We start from the raw sequence: 15830 nt of genomic DNA, 5'->3' as shown, positions 1-15830 counted from the left end.
GTCCGAATCCGTGTCCGCGGGAGACGGAGCAAGCCATGTGTCGCACTCCTCGCATGTCCTGATCAGTAGTCAAGGTCGAGGTAGTCGATGTCGTTGATGGCGACGTCCGAGATTCCCATGGCGCGGCTCCCGCCGTCCTGGAAGTAGGTTTCCTTGAATCCCTCGGCGATGATGTCGCGCATCTGCTGGTCGCCGGCACCGGCGTCACGGGCGTCGAACAGGCGCTGGGCGAACTCGGCGGGGAGGCGGACCGTGAGGCGGCGGAAACGGCCGTCGGAATTCGGTGTCGGTGAGGTCCTTGGTGACGCCGAGGTCGGCGAGCGTTTCGACGTAGGCGGCCTTGAGGCGGTCGTGCCACGGGTCGAGATACGCACCGGTCTCGCGGCGCAGGTACGCCTCGAGCGGGGCGACGTTGTGGCCGAGCTCCTGGGCGTAGGCGACGGTGTGGGTCTGGTACCAGGCCGGTCAGGTGGGCCGTTCACCGGTCGGTGTGAACGGTGACGGCAGACGTGGGTCGAGCTCGATGTGAGAGAGGTCGAGGAACGATGCCGGCGGCCTCACGGAGCCGGGCGCGCTCCGACGGGGGCGGGAGCTGAGGCCCCTCCTCCAACAGCGCGTCGACCGAGGCGAACAGCTCTTCCTCAGATGCCATGCCTGTCCACCTCCACCCCTGGACACTAACAGCCCTCCCCCTCGGATTTACCCGCGCCTTTAACCCGTGCGAAGACTGCGCGGATGGGCGGGCGGGGCAGTTGGGCGGGCGTGGTCGTGCTCCCTAGGGTGTCCCGGAGTTCTGCGGACGAGCCGGCTGACGCGCTGCGCGGTACCGGAGGTAGACGACCTTCGAGCGGAAGGTGCGGGTCTCCACGAGTTCGAGGTCCACCCGTTGCTCACGCCGGGGAAAGAACGGGATGCCACCGCCGACCAGCACCGGGTAGACCATGGCCCGGTACTCGTCGACCAGACCCGCCGCGACCGCCTCGGCGGCCAGGGTCGCGCCGCCGATCGCGATGTCGCCCTCCCCCGGCTCGGCCCGCAACCGTTCGATCTCCTCCGCAAGGCCGCCGGAGGCGAGGCGGGCATTGCCCTGCACCGCCGACAGCGTGGTGGAGAACACCACCTTGGGGAGCGGCTTCCAGAGGGCGGTCCATTCGAGCGTCGAGTCGTCGAGCGCCGGGTCCTCGTCGGCGGTCTCCCAGTACAGCATCGTCTCGTACAGCCGTCGCCCCATCAGGTGGACGCCCACCTCTCGGATGTCGTCGATCCAGAAGCGAAAGACCTCCTCGTCGGGTTCCGTCCAGTCGAAGTCGCCGTCCGGGCCGACGATGTAGCCGTCGAGTGAGACGCCCATCGAATAGGTCACGCTGCGCATCAGCAGTCCTCCTCGGTAACGGGTTCGACAGTACGGCCGCCGGATGCCGCAGGGCTCTCGCGGCTCGCGGAATTCCCCGGGCCGGTCACCCGACGAGGTCACCGGACGTATCGTGCCGACGGCCCGTGAGCCCGGCCTCGGCGGGAGTTCGGCGGTGTGCACCGCGTCTCAGGACGGGGCCGACCGTTCGTCCTCGGGTTCCCTGCCGTGCAATGCTGAAGGGCACGTAGGACCACGGCGGGTAGCGGAGAAAGTGCAGGGTGAGGGCAGTGCGGCGGGGCGGGGCCAGGTTGTGGGATCGGTTCGCGGCGTCCGATCCGGGGCTGCTGAGGCTCACGGCGGGGCTACGGACCGTCTCGGCGATCGCCCTCACGCTGGTGGTTCTGGCCCTGCTGGGCACCGGCGTCAACCACATGGTCGCCGGGGCGATGACGGCGATGACCGCCACCTTCGCCGTCAAGGACAAGCTGGTGCGCGACCAGGCGGTCACGCTCGCCCTCGGCCTGCCGGTCTCGCTCGCCGCGATGTCGCTGGGCGCCCTGTTGACTTCGCAGGTCGTCGCGGGCGACCTGTTCTTCATCGCCCTCATCTTCGGTGCCGTCTACTGCCGCCGGTTCGGCGAGCGTGGCACGGCACTTGGCCTCATCGGCTTCCAGGTCTACTTCCTCTCGCTGTTCGTCGGTGCCTCGACAGCTGCCCTGCCGGAGCTCTATCTGGCTCTGGCCATCGGATTCGGCTGCAGCGCGGTGGTGCGGTTCGGCGTCGTCCCGGAAACGCCCCAACGCGTCCTGGCACGGCTGCGCGACGCGTTCCGGACGCGGCTGGCCCAGCTCGTCTCCGTGCAGATCGAGCTCCTCGACGCCGGCCCCGAGCAGCTGGAGAAGGTGCTCGACGACATGCGGCGGCGCACCGCGCGGCTGCATGAGACCGCTCTGATGATCCAGGGCCGCCTGGAGGAGGGGACTTCGGACGCGGACAAGGCGGCGCTGCTCCAACGCCGGGTCGCGGACGCCGAGATCGCCACCGAGCGGCTGGGAATGCTGCTGTTGAACGCCCGCAGCGTCGAGAGTGCCGACACCCTCACCCTGCATCTGCCTCACGCGCCCGTGCCGCTGACCGGGGACTGGAGGCCGGCCGAGGACGACGCGACCATCGCCCTGCGCCGGGACCTCAAGGCGCTGCACCTCCTGGTGAGCCGTCCGGCGGCGCGCGACGGCGGCACGGCGGTCGCCCACATCCGTAACAGGCTGCTCGGCTACCGCGACGAGGAGAGGCTTCCCTCCGCGCCGTCGGGCATCCAGGACGCGTTCCGGGGCATCGGCGAGGCCGCCCGGTCCGTCCTCGGGCTGCGGCTCGCGCTGGACGGGCCCCAGGACGAGTCGGACGACTCTCCGGCCACGACCCGTTCGCGTGAGGAATTCGACGCGGAGGACATCGCGCTGGCCTCCTCCGAGACGCCTGGGGACGAGGAGCGGTCCGGGTTGCAGCGTCCCACCACGAGGGCCGCCTTCCAGGTGTCGGTGGGCTCGGTGCTGGCCATGGTCGGCGGCGAGTTCCTCTCCTCCCAGCGCTGGTACTGGGCCGTTCTCACGTGCTGGGTGGTCTTCCTCAACACCGCTTCCACCGGTGAGATCCTGGTCAAGGGTTACCGGCGGCTCCTGGGCACCCTGCTGGGCGCGGTCGCGGGTGTCGGGCTGGCGGGGCTGGTCGGGGACCACACGTGGGTCTCGTTCGCGCTGGTCCTCGTCTTCATCTTCGCGATGTTCTTCACCGCACCGCTGTCGTACGCGGTCATGTCCTTCTTCGTCACGGCCATGCTGGGCCTGCTGTACACCTTGCTGAACTCGTACAGCTTCGACGTGTTGGTGCTGCGCATCGAGGAAACCGCGATCGGCGCGGCGTGCGGTGTCATCGCCGCTGTCCTGGTGCTGCCGGTGCGCACCGACCGCCGTACCGACGAACTGCTGGGAACCGTCCTGGAACGGCTGGGTGACGTCGCGTCCGCAGCGGTGGAGCAGCTCAGCGGTGGGCCCGCGTCCGACCTGCTCGGCAAGGCGCGCAGCCTGGACACGGCGCTGGACGAACTACGCGATTCCACCAACCCGTTGACCTACCCGATCACTCCTCTGCGCGGCCGCCGCCAGACCGTCCGCTACCTGGTGGCGCTCCTGGAGACGTGTGCGTATCACGCCCGTTCGCTGGCGGCGACCGCGGAGCTCGTGCCGCACAGCAAGACCGTCGCGGCAGATCCGCGGCTCCACCGGGCGGGGCAGCGGATCGCCCACAACATCGAGGTGCTCGGCGCCTACGTCGAGGACGAGGGTGCCAAGGGTGAGGTCGAGTCCGGTGCCACCATCGCCTCGACGCTGCGGGACGACGGGTCCGGCACCCAGCCGTCGGGGACGGTGACCTTCCGCGTGCTGCGTCACCTGCAGCGTCTCGACGAGGGTGTGGTGGGGCTCGCCCGCCCCCTTGACGTGCCGGTGGCCGACCGCGCCGAGTCGAAGGCCCTGCACGGCTGAGGACTCCCCCTGGGCCCTGTCCGCTCCCAGCCGCCCGGGTCAGCCGGTCCGTGCGTCGGGCCCTGCCACGAACCGGCTCAGCCGATAGGTGGTCGGCTGCACCAGGCGTCCGCACAGCGTGTCGATCCGGATCAGCGACTCGTCGATCCGTGCCTCCCGGAGACGGCGCAGGCAGTCACGGAACTCTGCCTCGTCCCGGGTCTCGAGGAGCACCTCCCATCGCCCCATGTCCGGGGCGGTGCGAGCAGTGAGCCGCTGCCTCGCCGCCTCCTGCCGGTGCTTCCTCTTCCTCTGACCTGGCACCGGTCCAGAATCACCGGCCGGTCGCGGAAGGGCAAGGCCAATGCGTCAGAGGGCACGCGGCTCGATGATCAGTTGTCGGACAGGCCCTGGCACGGGCGGGTCCTGTGCGGGGTGTACTCGGTGACCGTCCAACGTTCCCCGTTCACCCGCTCCAACTTCGCCGTGACCGCGTACCTGGCCGGCTGACCGGGCGGCGGCGGAATCCGCCAGCCGGTCGTCGTGTCGAGGGTCTGCCAGTTCGACGCGTCCACGCAGTCCTTCACCGTAGCCGCGGGCGGCTGCGCGTCGGCGGGCACGATGGCCTCCGGTTCATGTCGGAGGTCGCCACGCATCACCGTGCGCTCCTTGTCCATGCGGGCCAGATCCGCCTCGAACGCGGTCCACACGTCGGGCGCCGTGTACCGCTTCAGGTCCGTCCCGCCGGCCGAGGCAGCCCGGTACGCCTTGATCTGCTCCGCCCACATCAGGCCGTACACCTCCAGCACCTCGGCCTCGGTCGCCCCGTCAGCCGTACCGCTCGGCGGGAGAGAGTGCGCGGCCCTGGGCACCGCTGCGGCGGACGTGGCCCTCGTGGTCGGGTCCGTGGGTGGTTTCGCGTCGCTTTCGCCGTGCCCATGGCCGTCCCCGCAGCCGGTCAGGACGAGAACGAGCGTCGCGGCACCGCACCGGAGCGCGACGCCCGACCGGGAGCACTTCTGCCGAGCCGTCACCATCAGTACTCCCGGTTCGCCGTGCGATATCGATCAGCGGCTCAACGACGCACGGCCTCCTCAGGTCACCGCCCCCGGGCCTCGCGTCGCCGAACGGCGTACCCCGGTTCGGCGTCGGGGCCCCTGCTCGGCCAAGTTCTCATCCGTGAACGGTAATTGGGCAGTTGTTTCACGGCAGGGTCTTGACGGGTTTCTGGTCTGTACCTATGGTCACCGATCAGCGCGAGTGTTCAACATCCAGTGCATCGTTCACATAAACGAACGGACGGGCCCCCACATGCCTGACATCTCCGCGTTCCACCGCTACGTTCGACGGCCGGCGCTCACGCTCGGCGCGGCCGTCGCGACCGCTGCTCTGACCGCCGGCTTCCTCTCCCTGCCCGGCGTCCACCCTGCCGAGGCCGCGCCCGCCGCCTTCACGCACCCCGGCGTCACCGTCTCCGAAGGCCAGCTGGACTTCGCCCGCGACAAGGTCGACGCCGGGGCCCAGCCCTGGAAGGGCGCGTTCGACCAGATGATGGCGAGCAAGTACGCCGACCCGAGCCGCACCGCCAAGCCCCGGGTGACCGTCGAGTGCGGTTCCTACTCGAACCCCAACTACGGCTGCACGGACGAGCGTGAGGACGCGATAGCCGCCTACACCAACGCCCTCGCCTGGTACATCACGCGCGACGAGCGGTACGCGAAGAAGTCGATCGAGCTGATGGACGCCTGGTCGGCGGTGATCAAGAGTCACACCAACAGCAACGCCCCGCTGCAGACCGGCTGGGCCGGCTCCTCCTGGCCGAAGGCGGCCGAGATCATCAAGTACACCTACACCGGAACGTGGTCGAACTCAGGGCGCTTCGCGACCATGCTGCGCGACGTCTACCTGCCCCAGGTCATCAACGGCTCCAACTCCAACGGCAACTGGGAGCTGTCGATGATGGAGGCCGCGGTCGGCATATCGGTGTTCCTCGACGACAAGACGTCCTACGACAAGGCCATGGCCAGATTCCGGACGCGTACGGCCGCGTACGTCTACCTCGCCTCCGACGGCGCCGTGCCCAGGACCGTGCCCAGCCAGAACCTCGACACCACCGCGAAGATCGTCAAGTACTGGCAGGGTCAGTCCACCTTCGTCACCGGGCTCACCCAGGAAACGTGCCGCGACTTCACGCACACCGGGTACGGCATCTCTGCCATCGCCCACATCGCCGAGACCAGCCGGATCCAGGGCCAGGACCTCTACGGCACGGACGTCGGAGAGCGGCTGCGGCAGGCGCTCGGCTTCCAGTCCAAGTACGAGCTGGGCGAGCCTGCGCCGGCCTGGCTGTGCGGCGGATCGCTGCATCCGGGCCTCGGCCCCGTCACCGAGGTCGGCTACAACGCGCTGCACAACCGCCTCGGCACCGCCATGACCAACACCCAGCGGCTGACCGAGCGGAACCGCCCGGCCGGCAGCAACAACCTCTTCGTGGCCTGGGAGACGCTCACCCACGGCGACAACCCGAACTGATCCGGCCGGATCAGCAGGCTCACCCGCCCTGCCGTGCCCGGAGGAAAGGCCCCGCGCGGGGGCGCCTCCTCCGGGCACGGCCGCCGGGCCGGGCCTCCCGGGGCGGCTGTGAACGGCTCCATGCGGACCCGGTACGGAGCCCGGCCTACCGGATGCTGTACGAAGACCTGTGTGAACGAACAGACCCAGCCCGCGACCGTACGCGTGTTCATCGCCCTCGCCCCGCCCGACCACGCGAAGGAGGAGCTGGCCCGGGAGCTGCGCCCCGCGTACGACACACACCCTCACATGCGCTGGAACCGCGTCGAGGACTGGCACATCACCCTGGCCTTCCTCGGTGAGCTTCCGGTCGAGACCGTGCCGCTCCTGCGCCGGCCCCTCGCCCTTCTGGCGGCGGACCGCCGGCCGCCCCGGCTGGCCCTGCGCGGCAGCGGCACCTTCGACGACCGGGTGCTGTGGAGCGGAATCGCCGGAGGGCTCGACGAACTGCAGATGCTCGCCGCCGAGGTGCGTACGGCGGTGAAGGGCTCCGGTGTCGCTTTCGAGGACCGGCCCCTGCGCCCCCATCTGACATTGGCTCGTGCCCGCCGAGGGGACCACACCTCGGCGGCAGAGATCGCCGAGGGGTTCGCCGGCTTCACCGGCAGCCCATGGACTGCCGAGCGTCTGCATCTGGTCGGCAGCAACGCCGGCCGTAGCCGTGGGCCGATCCACTACCGGGACATCGAGGCCTGGGCACTCGGCGGCGGAGATGGATCCGGATCCTGAACGGAGCGACCCGGGGCGGCGCGCAGGGCGGCCCGTCAGCTCACCGCCGGTCCGGCGAGCAGGACTTCGACACCGCGGGTGCGCAGAGCGTCCACCTGGTCCGGGTCCGCCGAGGCGTCGGTCACCAGCGTCCAGCCCGGCTGCCAGGGGGCCCAGGCGTGGAAGGGGGCCGTGCCCAGCTTCGCCGCGTCTGCGAGAACGTACACCCGGCGCGAACGGCGGGCCATGAGCTCCTTGAGCCTGATCTGCTCCGCGCCTGCCTCACAGATGCCGAGCTCGGGCGAGACACCGTCGGTGCCGAGAAACGCCGCATCGAACGTCATGCGCTCCAGGGCGGCCTCGGTGAGCGGCCCGACGAAGGCGTGGCTGAGCGGACGGTAGTGGCCGCCCAGGCAGGTGACGTGCACGCCTTCGGCTCCCGCGAGTTCGAGCACAGCCGACAGGCTGGGCGTCACCACGGTCAGATCGTCCCTCGCGCCGTGGAGTGCGCGGGCGAGTGCGGCGACGGTGGAGCCCGCGTCGAGCAGGACCGTCCCGCCCTGCGCGACGCGGGTCATCGCGAGGGCCGCGATGGCCCGCTTGGCCTCGGGGGCCTGTGCCGTACGCCGGTGGAGCGGAGCCTCGGGTGCCATGGCGCCGCCGTACGTACGGGCGAGGCGTCCGTCGGCGGTGAGCTTGGCGAGGTCACGGCGGATCGTGGACGGGCTCACCACGAACCGGGTGCTCAGCTCGTCGACCCCGGCGAGACCGCTCTCCTGGGCCAGGGCGACGATGGTTTCGCGTCGGGCGCGTGCGGCTGCGCTGGTCATCAGTGCCTTTCGGTGGCGAGTACGACCGCCTGGCGGAGCGCCTCGACCATGCTGTCGCCCCGGGCGGTCCCGGTTCCCGCGATGTCGAAGGCGGTGCCGTGGTCGACGGAGGTGCGTATGACGGGGAGTCCGACCGTGACGTTGACGCCGTTCTCGATACCGAGGACCTTGACCGGGGCGTGGCCCTGGTCGTGGTACATCGCCACGATCAGATCGTAGTCGCCGCGGGCCGCGAGGAAGAACGCCGTGTCGGCGGGGAGCGGGCCTCGGGCGTCGATGCCGTCGGCGCGCAGCGCGGCGATCGCCGGGACGATCTTCGTCTCCTCCTCGCCGTTGCCGAAGAGGCCGTTCTCACCGGCGTGGGGGTTGATGCCGCACACCCCGATGACCGGCTCGGGGGTACCGGCACGGACCAGGGCCTCATGGCCGCGGCGCACGGTGCGCTCGACGAGCGGCGGGTCGATCCGGTGTACGGCGTCGAGCAGGCCGAGGTGCGTGGTCACGTGGATGACGTTCAGGCCGGGGGTCGTCAGCATCATCGACACCTCGTCGACGCCCGTGAGGCTCGCGAGCAGCTCGGTGTGCCCGGCGTAGAGGTGCCCGGCGAGCTGCAGGGCTTCCTTGTTCAGGGGGGCCGTGCAGATCGCGTCGACCTCGCCGCGCACCGCGAGTCGTGCGGCCTCCTCGACGTAGCGGTAGGCGGCCTCGCCCGCCTCGGCGGAGAGATGGCCCCAGGGCAGATCCGCGGGAAGCAGGTCCAGGTCGACGACGTTCACGCGTCCCGGGGTCCAGTCCGCCTGTCCGGGGCCGGCCACCGGCACGACGGTGTCCTCGCTGCCGACGAGCACCGCGGCCCTGCGCAGCCTGCGGGCATCGCCTATGACGAGGGGGCGGCTCCGGCGCACGGTGTCCGGGTGCCCGAGTGCCGCCATGACGACCTCGGGGCCGACACCCGCGCCGTCCCCCATGGTGACGGCGACGAGCGGGCGGCGGTCGGACGTCGTCGTGCGGGCGCGGCCGGGGGTGTGTTCGGCGGGGTTCATCGCGGTCCTCCGTCGGATGTGTGCGGTGTCAGCGGGACTTCGTGGCCGGTCTGTTCGCGCAGGGCACCCACCATGCGCACGAGGGAGTCGGTGCCACCGAAGCTGCCGGGGCGGGTGACGACGCCGCGCCCGTCCGCGGTCCGGCAGAGCACGGCGCCGTGGTGCACCTGGCCGACCGGCAGCAGTGCGGTGACGGAGAGTTCGTCCAGGAGACTGCGGGCGGTCTCCCCGCCGGTGAGGACGAGGTCCGCTTCGCCGGGAAGGAACCGGGCGACGGTGCGGGCGAGGGCCCGGCCCAGGTGAGGGGAGGCCGCAGGGTCGACGACGGTGGTGGGGGCGATGCTGAGGACCAGGACCGTGGAGTCCGGGACGGTCAGGGCGGCGACGGCCGGGTGGCTGCCGTCGGGGTGGGCGAGCAGAGGCGCCGCGTGGAAGGCGATGTGGCGGGCTCCTCGCCGCGTGAGTTGCGCGATCTGCGCACCGGCGCCGGGGTGCGCGGTGCCGACGACGACCACGACGGGACGGCGCCCAGCGCCCGGCCGGCCGGGACCCGCACGGTGTTCGGCCGTGCCGGACAGCCGTCCCAGGGCGGCCGTGATGCCGCCCGAGCCTATGGTCCGCACGGTCTCCGGAAGACGGAGCAGGGCCTCGGCGACAGCGTCCAGGTCGGCGTCGGTCTCCGCGTCGCACACCATGGCCGCTCCGCCGGCGAGGCCGGAGCGCAGACGGTGTTCCAGATGCGGGATCCCGGCCCGGATCTCCGTGAGGGGGACGACCGAGGCGTCCACGCCCAGTGCCTCGGCCACGGACCGCGGCGGGGGGCCGGGCTCCGCATGCCAGGCGTCGGTGTGGTGGAGGGGCGTGCCGTGGAGCCGTACGACGCCGTCGCGGACGGTCCGGCCGCCTGCCGGCAGCGCGGTGGCGACGACGAGACCGCCCGCGCCCGCCGCGAATGCCGAGGCCTCGGCGGCGAAATGGCCCCGGAGCAGTGAGTCGCTCTTCTTGAGCAGTCGGACGCCGTCTCCTCCGTGCCGCCGGACCGCCTGTGCGACGAGCCCTGCCGCCTGGGTGACGGTGCGTCTGCGCGTGTCGAGATCGGCCACCAGGGTCTCCCCCGGCGGCGGGGTTTCGGCCGGGGCGAGGGCGATGCTCCGGCACGACGGCAGCACGGACGCGCACTCCGCGGCACCGGACAGGTCGTCGGCCAGCACGACGAGGGACGGACAGGTCTTCCGGTCGAACCGGTCGTGCGGCACGAGCGGCCTCCTTTCCCATTGCGCTGCGCGAGGTCACCGGCGGGCACCACCGTGCGGTCGGCTCACCGCCGATCGAGGCTTCCGACGACACAGCATGGCAGCTCTGCGTGATTCGCGCGATGACTCTTGCGCGAATCACGCAGGACTGCCACCGTCGTGCCGACGGGCCACTGGTCGGCGCCCGAGGCCTCAAATGCCGTGCGGACTCACCGCAGTTGCCGTCTCCGTGGAAGGGGTCTCCCGATGTCCACCGCCCATGACGTTCGCCTGCCGAACATCTCCCTCCCGCTCTCCCCTCTGGTGCTGGGCACCATGACGTTCGGCGACACCGTGGGCCGCGCGGATGCCGCCCGTCTCCTGGACATGGCACTCGACGCCGGTGTCACGGGCGTGGACACGGCGAACGTCTACGCCGACGGGGAGACGGAGCGCATCCTCGCCGGGCTGCTCCCCTCCCGCCGCGACCGCATGGTCCTCGCCACGAAGGCAGGGATGCCGCACGAGGACCATCAGGGCCACGCCCCGCTGTCGCGCGCCGGGTTGCGTGCGGCGCTCGAGGGCAGCCTGAAGCGGCTCGGCACCGACCATGTCGACATCTTCTATCTGCACCAGCCCGATCACGTCACCCCGGCCGCCGAGACCCTGGAAGCGGTGGCCCAGTTCGCGGCTGAGGGCCGCATCCGGGCGCTCGGGGTCTCCAACCATCCCGCCTGGCAGATCGCTCATCTCATGTGTGTCGCGGACGAGCTGGGCGCGCCTCGTCCGATGATCGCCCAGCAGTTGCACAACCTGCTGGCCCGTCGCGTCGAGGAGGAGTACACCGGGTTCACCACGCACCCCGCGTCGCGCGGGCTGCGCACCATGGCGTACAACGCCCTGGCCGGCGGTCTGCTGACGGGCCGCTATGCCGGTGGCAGGGAACCCGGCGCGGGCCGGTTCGGTACGTCGCGTCTCGCCGGCACCTACCACGACCGCTACTGGAACGACGGTCTGTTCTCGGCCGTGGCCCGGCTGCGGGCCGTCGCCGACGGCGCCGCGATTCCTCTTGCCGCGCTGGCGCTGCGCTGGCTGCTGCACCGGGAGTCGACCGACGCGGTGCTGATCGGCTGCTCCGGTACGGGCCAGTTGCGCGCCAACCTGGAGGCGGCCTCGGCGGGCCCGCTGCCCGGCGACGTGCTCGCGGCCTGCGAGGAGGTGGGGGCCGAACTGCGCGGCCCCATGCCTCCGTACCACCGCTGATCGCGTCATCAGGGGGGTGTCTCCGCGTGCGGCCGGCCGTGCGGCTCGGGGTGCGGCGCGGCGTTCGGCGCCCCGCAGCCGCAGTCGCGGTCGCTCCCCGCGACGAACGGGTGGCCCGTCACCGTGACGGGCCGGTCGTCGATGAGGTGCGGGGCCTCGACGACATGGCGTCCCGCGCCTCTGGTCAGGGGCGCGGACCGGCCGGGGAGGTGGATGTCGGCCTGTGCCCCGGGCGGCACCAGGACCTCCACCACGAGGGTGGGCCCTTCGATGCGCCAGCCCGCCTCCGCGCGCCCGTAGGGGGTGAGGTGCGCGGCCCATGCCCGGGTGAGCGTGCCACCGGGGGACGGCGACACCCGGATGCGGCGCCAGCCTGGTTCGGCCGCCGAGAGTCCGGCGACGGTCCGGTGGAGCCAGTCGGCGACGGAGCCGAGGGCGTAGTGGTTGAAGGACGTCATCTGCCCGGGATTGACGGTGCCGTCGGGAAGCATCGAGTCCCAGCGCTCCCACACGGTGGTCGCCCCCATGGTCACGGGGTACAGCCAGGAGGGGCAGTGCTGTTCCGCGACCATGCGATGGGCGAGACGGGCATGACCTGCCAGGGACAGGGCGTCGCAGATCAGGGGGGTCCCCGCGAAGCCGGTGGCGATGCGGAAGCCCGCCCGGCGCACCAGTTGCGCCAGGCGGTCCCCGGCCCGCAGCCGCTGTCGCTCCCCGGGGAGCAGCCCGAAGCACAGCGCCAGCGCGTAGGCGGTCTGCGAGTCGGACGCCAGGCGGCCGGCCGGGGTGACGAACTCGTCGGCGAATGCGGTACGCAGGCGTGCCGCCAGGGCGCGGTGGCGGCCGGCATCGTCCTTCTCGTCGAGGAGTTCCCCGATCTCGGCCAGGAGGTCGGTGGAGTGGATGAGGTGGGCGGCGGCCACGAGTTCGGCGTCGGTACGGGCGGCGGCGGGGTCCTCGGGCGGGGCCGCGGGGTCGAGCCAGTCGCCGAGCTGGTCCGGGTCCCGCCAGACTCCGCCGCCCTCCGCCGCGCGGCCGGCCACGAGACCCACCCAGGCGGTCATGGAGGGGTACTGGGCGCGCAGCAGTCCGAGGTCGCCACTGTTGCGGTACAGCGCCCACGGCACCAGGACGGCGGCGTCGCCCCACAGCGCGTGCGGCTGGTGGCCCGCCGGCGGGTCGAGGATGTCGGGGACCACCAGCGGCACGGAGTGGTCGGGGCGGGCCAGTTGCTCGGCCGCGAGGTCCCGCAGCCAGCCGCCCAGCATGCCGGTGCAGTCGTGGAGGAAGGCGGCGGTGGGCGCGAAGACAGCGATGTCGCCCGTCCAGCCGAGCCGTTCGTCGCGCTGCGGGCAGTCGGTCGGGATGTCGACGAAGTTGCCGAGCAAGGAGTGCACGACGTTCTCGTGGAACCTGTTCAGGAGCGGGTCCGAGCTCTCGAACCAGCCGGTGCGCTCCAGGTCGGTGTGCAGCACGACGGCCTCGACGCCGGTGGGGTCGAACGGTCCGGGCCAGCCGTCGACCTCGGCGTACCGGAAGCCGTGCAGGGTGAAGCGGGGTTCGTAGGTCTCCGGCGCGCCCGTGCCGCGCATCACGTACCTGTCCGTGGCGGACGCCTGCCGCAGGGGTCGCAGGGCCAGTTCGCCGTTCTCCAGAGTCTCCGCATGACGCAGAGTGACGGTGTGTCCGGCCGGCCCGGTCACCCGCAGGCGGATCCGTCCCACCAGATTCTGTCCGAAGTCGACGACGGTGCGTCCGGAGGGTGTGGTGAGCACCTCGCGGACGGGGACGGTGCGGGTGCGGCGGACCGGCGGGCCGGTGGGCGCGGTCAGCCGGGCGGTGGGTGGGGGGAGTTCGCGCACCCGTGTCCAGTCGCGGCTGTCGTGGCCCGGCCGTGACCAGCCGTCCCGCTCGAGGCGGGCGTCGTAGGTCTCGCCGTCGTAGAGCTCGGAGCGCACCAGCGGTCCGGTGGCCCAGGTCCAGTGGTCGTCGGTCGTGACGAGCTGGGTGGTGCCGTCCGTCCGGTGGATCTCCAGCTGGGCCAGCAGGGACCGGTGGCGGCCGTAGTGGTGGCGCCGGCCGCCGTCCCAGCCGAGGCGCCCGGAGTGCCAGCCCTCACCGAGCAGTGCGCCGATGGTGTTGGGGCCCGGCCGCAGCAGGGCGGTGACGTCGTGGGTGCGGTAGCGCAGCCGGTGGTGGTAGGAGGTCCAGCCGGGTTCGAGCACTTCGTCCCCCACCCGTGCGCCGTTGATCTCGGGCTCGTACGTGCCGTGGGCGGTGATGTAGAGGCGGGCGGAGACGATGTCGCCCTCGATGCGGAAGTCCCTGCGCAGCAGGGCCACCGGCAGGGCCTCCTCGTCGTCGCCGGTGTCGGGTGTGACGAGCCGTGCGCACCAGTCGGAGGGTGCCAGCAGCCCGGTCTCGACGGTGGCGGCCTCGGACCAGGGGCTGGGTGCGCCGTCCGCGCCGCCCCACACCCGTACCCGCACGCTGGCGCGGGTGCGTGAGGGCAGCGGCGGGCCGGGCCAGGGCACCAGCACGCAGTCGGCTCCTGGGGTGCGGCCGGTGTCGGCGAGTGTGGCGCCGTCGGCCCCCACGATCCGGATGCGGTAGGCCTGCTGGACCCAGTCGGGTTCGTCGGTACGGGTCCGCCAGCTCAGGCGCGGGGCCGGTTCGCCGATGCCGAGGGCGAGGCGGTGGTGTTCGAGGACGGGGGCGGTCACTGTCGTCGGATGCTGCACGGCCGGAACTCCTCAGTCCAGTTCGACGCGCAGGACCTGCGCGTAGGGGGTGGGGGGCGGCCCGGGGGGCAGGCGAACGTCGAGGGCGTCGTGGCCGGACGTCCACCGGACCGGGGCGTCGGTCCCGAGCAGGCTGATCCGGCGGGGCGGGGCGGTGACGAGCCCTCGCGCCGTGCCGAGGCTCTCGATCCGGACGGTGCGGTCGTCGGGCCAGGCCATGAGGAAGGCGTAGAGGGCGGGGCGGTCTCCCTGGCCTGTGGTGAAGCGGATGTCGCGGGGGGTGTAGTTGAGGGTCTTCTCCAGCGCGCGGTCGCCGGTCACGTCGGTCGGACCCTCTCCGTGGACCTTCCAGGGGCGGCTGCCGAAGACGGCCTCTCCGCACAGTGAGGTCCAGGCCCCGAGGGAGTCGAGGACGGCGCCGGTCGGCTCGTCGATGGTGCCGTCCGGGAGCTGGGGGACGTTGAGCAGCAGGCAGCCGTTCTTCGCCACGGTGTCGACCAGCAGGTGCACGATCTCCGGGGCGGTCTTGTAGCGCTCGCCGTCGCAGTAGAACCAGTCGCCGATGCTGGTGTCGTACTGCCACGGGTGCGGGTCGAGGCCGCCGAGCTGGCCGCGTTCGACGTCCAGCAGCACGGCGCCGCGGTCCTCGTCGGGGATCGTCTTGACGGAGACGGTGCCCTCGGGCCGCCGGGCGTAGTAGTCGGCGAGGAATTCCAGGCCGCGGCGGCTGGGCGGGGCGGCCTGGCACACGCTGCCCTCGGCGAAGGGCAGGCGGGAGTCGTCGAGGTAGACGAGGTCGGCGTCGTGGCGGAACGCGACGTCGCTCAAGCGGGCGTAGAAGTCGTCGACGAACGCCGCGTCGGGCTTCTCGCCGGGCCGGCGAGGGCGGCCGTAGAGGTCTCGCGGGTCGAGCCCCTGCCACCAGGAACCTGCCCCGTCGGCGGCGGTGAGGTGCCCGTCGTACGGGACGCCGGCGTGGGGGCCGTCCGTGTCGTGCCCGAACGCGGCGTCGAGCCACCGCCAGGTCCATGACCCCGCGTGCATGCTCACGCCGAAGCGCAGGCCGGCAGAGCGGGCGGCGTCGGCCCAGCGGGCGACGATGTCGGTGCGCGGTCCCACGTTGACGGAGTTCCACGGCTGGCGGGCCGAGTTCCACAGGTCGAAGTTGTCGCAGTGCGTCGCGAGGGACACGAAGTACCGTGCGCCGGTCCGGCGGAAGCGGTCCATCAGGGCTTCCGGGTCGAAGCGGTCGGCCTTCCAGGAGTGGCACAGGTCCTTGTGGCCGAACACCGACGGGTGGCCGAAGCGTTCGCGGTGGTGGGCGGTCTGCCGGGCGGTCCGCTCCTGCTCGAAACCTTCGGTGCCCTCGTACGGGCCGTACAGATGGCGGGCGTACCAGTCGCCCCTGCGGGCTGCGGACTGCGGGCCCCAGTGCGCCCAGATTCCGAGCTTGGCGTCGCGGAACCAGTCCGGGATGCGGTGGCCGCGCAGCGACTCCCAGTCGGGCCGGTACGTGATGTTCCGGTCGTGGCCGGTGTTCATGCAACTCCCCTTCCATTGACGGCATTC

The 15830-nt window shown here is 71.8% G+C and carries 12 protein-coding genes and 2 pseudogenes; 4 read left to right on the top strand and 10 right to left on the bottom strand.

The features are described 5' to 3' along the window. Window positions 1-62 precede the first annotated feature (62 nt). The 3 genes and pseudogenes from tpg to OG379_RS37745 form a co-directional block, all read right to left on the bottom strand. A pseudogene (gene tpg, locus OG379_RS37755) lies at window positions 63-275 on the bottom strand (telomere-protecting terminal protein Tpg); the annotation flags it as partial. Between the two features lies 1 nt (window position 276). After that, window positions 277-552 (bottom strand): annotated as a pseudogene (locus OG379_RS37750) (transcriptional regulator); the annotation flags it as partial. 223 nt (window positions 553-775) lie between these two features. Continuing rightward, a complete protein-coding gene (locus OG379_RS37745; RefSeq protein ID WP_405667823.1) occupies window positions 776-1372 on the bottom strand; it encodes a dihydrofolate reductase family protein in 597 nt (198 codons plus the stop codon). Window positions 1373-1632: 260 nt separating this feature from the next. On the opposite strand from OG379_RS37745, the gene OG379_RS37740 reads away from it, so the two are divergent. Further along, window positions 1633-3894, top strand: a complete 2262-nt coding sequence (locus OG379_RS37740; RefSeq protein ID WP_405667821.1) for an FUSC family protein — start codon at window positions 1633-1635, stop codon at window positions 3892-3894. Window positions 3895-3933: 39 nt separating this feature from the next. Here the strand turns inward: OG379_RS37740 and OG379_RS37735 are convergent, their stop codons facing one another. After that, complete coding sequence (locus OG379_RS37735) at window positions 3934-4122, bottom strand: hypothetical protein (protein ID WP_405667819.1); 189 nt, start codon at window positions 4120-4122, stop codon at window positions 3934-3936. Between the two features lie 143 nt (window positions 4123-4265). After that, entirely contained in the window at window positions 4266-4910 is a 645-nt protein-coding gene (locus OG379_RS37730) for a secreted protein/lipoprotein (protein ID WP_405667818.1), read from the bottom strand. 274 nt (window positions 4911-5184) lie between these two features. Between OG379_RS37730 and OG379_RS37725 the strand changes: the two genes are divergently transcribed. Continuing rightward, window positions 5185-6405, top strand: coding sequence for an alginate lyase family protein (locus OG379_RS37725; protein ID WP_405667817.1), 1221 nt, complete (start codon window positions 5185-5187; stop codon window positions 6403-6405). Between the two features lie 171 nt (window positions 6406-6576). After that, window positions 6577-7173, top strand: a complete 597-nt coding sequence (gene thpR / locus OG379_RS37720) for an RNA 2',3'-cyclic phosphodiesterase (protein ID WP_405667816.1) — start codon at window positions 6577-6579, stop codon at window positions 7171-7173. Between the two features lie 35 nt (window positions 7174-7208). On the opposite strand, the gene OG379_RS37715 is transcribed toward thpR, so the two are convergent. From OG379_RS37715 to OG379_RS37705, 3 genes are read right to left on the bottom strand one after another with little or no spacing between them, the layout of a single operon-like run. Continuing rightward, window positions 7209-7982, bottom strand: coding sequence for a DeoR/GlpR family DNA-binding transcription regulator (locus OG379_RS37715; protein ID WP_405667815.1), 774 nt, complete (start codon window positions 7980-7982; stop codon window positions 7209-7211). Beyond that, the gene (gene pdxA, locus OG379_RS37710; protein WP_405667814.1) at window positions 7982-9025 is read right to left on the bottom strand and encodes a 4-hydroxythreonine-4-phosphate dehydrogenase PdxA; all 1044 of its coding nucleotides are present in this window, start codon (window positions 9023-9025) and stop codon (window positions 7982-7984) included. Before pdxA ends, OG379_RS37715 begins: the two co-directional genes overlap by 1 nt. Beyond that, window positions 9022-10281, bottom strand: a complete 1260-nt coding sequence (locus OG379_RS37705) for a four-carbon acid sugar kinase family protein (protein ID WP_405667813.1) — start codon at window positions 10279-10281, stop codon at window positions 9022-9024. Before OG379_RS37705 ends, pdxA begins: the two co-directional genes overlap by 4 nt. 243 nt (window positions 10282-10524) lie before the next feature. Between OG379_RS37705 and OG379_RS37700 the strand changes: the two genes are divergently transcribed. After that, the gene (locus OG379_RS37700; protein WP_405667811.1) at window positions 10525-11520 is read left to right on the top strand and encodes an aldo/keto reductase; all 996 of its coding nucleotides are present in this window, start codon (window positions 10525-10527) and stop codon (window positions 11518-11520) included. Between the two features lie 8 nt (window positions 11521-11528). On the opposite strand, the gene OG379_RS37695 is transcribed toward OG379_RS37700, so the two are convergent. Further along, window positions 11529-14261, bottom strand: coding sequence for a family 78 glycoside hydrolase catalytic domain (locus OG379_RS37695; protein ID WP_405667809.1), 2733 nt, complete (start codon window positions 14259-14261; stop codon window positions 11529-11531). Between the two features lie 12 nt (window positions 14262-14273). Further along, the gene (locus OG379_RS37690) at window positions 14274-15803 is read right to left on the bottom strand and encodes an alpha-L-fucosidase (protein ID WP_405667808.1); all 1530 of its coding nucleotides are present in this window, start codon (window positions 15801-15803) and stop codon (window positions 14274-14276) included. Window positions 15804-15830: the final 27 nt, after the last annotated feature.

It is taken from the genome of Streptomyces sp. NBC_01166 (genome assembly GCF_045039765.1).
GTDB lineage: Bacteria > Actinomycetota > Actinomycetes > Streptomycetales > Streptomycetaceae > Streptomyces.
This window is presented reverse-complemented; position numbering and strand designations above follow the sequence as displayed.